Origin of the sequence: Lentilactobacillus kisonensis DSM 19906 = JCM 15041, assembly GCF_001434135.1 — a bacterium.
In the GTDB taxonomy this organism is placed as follows: Bacteria; Bacillota; Bacilli; order Lactobacillales; family Lactobacillaceae; genus Lentilactobacillus; species Lentilactobacillus kisonensis.
Genome location: NZ_AZEB01000085.1, coordinates 1 through 903, shown reverse-complemented (window position 1 = coordinate 903; position 903 = coordinate 1). Strand labels below are relative to the sequence as shown.

Annotated in this window: 1 protein-coding gene; it reads left to right on the top strand. The window is 45.0% G+C overall.

Annotated features, from left to right (window positions below):
• Positions 1-117 precede the first annotated feature (117 nt).
• Positions 118-903 (top strand): IS256-like element IS1310 family transposase (locus FC98_RS13765; RefSeq protein WP_056949760.1); only part of this gene is annotated, 786 nt, incomplete at its 3' end.

Sequence of the window (903 nt, the reverse complement as noted above, 5' to 3'; positions counted from 1 at the left end):
GAGAGCGTAAAATATCTTGTGTAAATGCATAAAAGATTTCTGAATTGTATAGAAATAGGGAATGCCTTCCCTTATGATATTTAGTAACCACAGAAAACATCACAGGAGGCATTCCCCATGAATGAACTTACCACAGAAATTATCGCTGCACTAGCCCAAAAGCAAGATTTGGACGAAGTTTTTCGTCACCACCTCGAAATTGCGATTAACCAGCTGCTTCAAACCGAATTGGCAGAGTTTTTGGGTTACGAACGCTACTCATACGCTGGGATTAACACTGGTAATAACCGCAACGGCAGTTATGAGCGTTCGTTTGATACGAAGTACGGCCAACTTAACTTAACCATTCCTCGAGATCGCAATGGCCGGTTTGAAAATCATACCTTGCCAGCCTACGGTCGGCACAGTGATAATTTAGAAACAACGGTCATTCAGTTGTATACCAAGGGAATTACCACTGCTGAAATTGCCGAACTCATTGAGAAAATGTACGGTGCTCACTACTCCAAAGCCACGGTTTCCAACATGACTAAAGCCGTCAATGAACAGGTTCAAGCTTTCCAGCAACGTCGACTGGCTTCACAATATGCGGCCATCTTCTTAGATGCCACTTACTTGCCGTTAAAGCGGGATACCGTTCAAAAAGAAGCCGTTCATATTGCGATTGGCATTCGTCCAGATGGTACGAAAGAAGTGCTGAACTACCAAGTGGCGCCAACGGAATCGACTGGAATCTGGACTGAACTGCTGGGAACCTTGATCAAGCAGGGCGTTAAAGATGTGCTGTTGTTTGTGGCCGATGGGTTAGTTGGTTTGGATGAAGGCTTGAATCGGCATTTCCCTAAAGCCAAACGACAACGTTGCCTGGTTCATGTTGGGCGGAATCTGATGAACAAAGTTCGC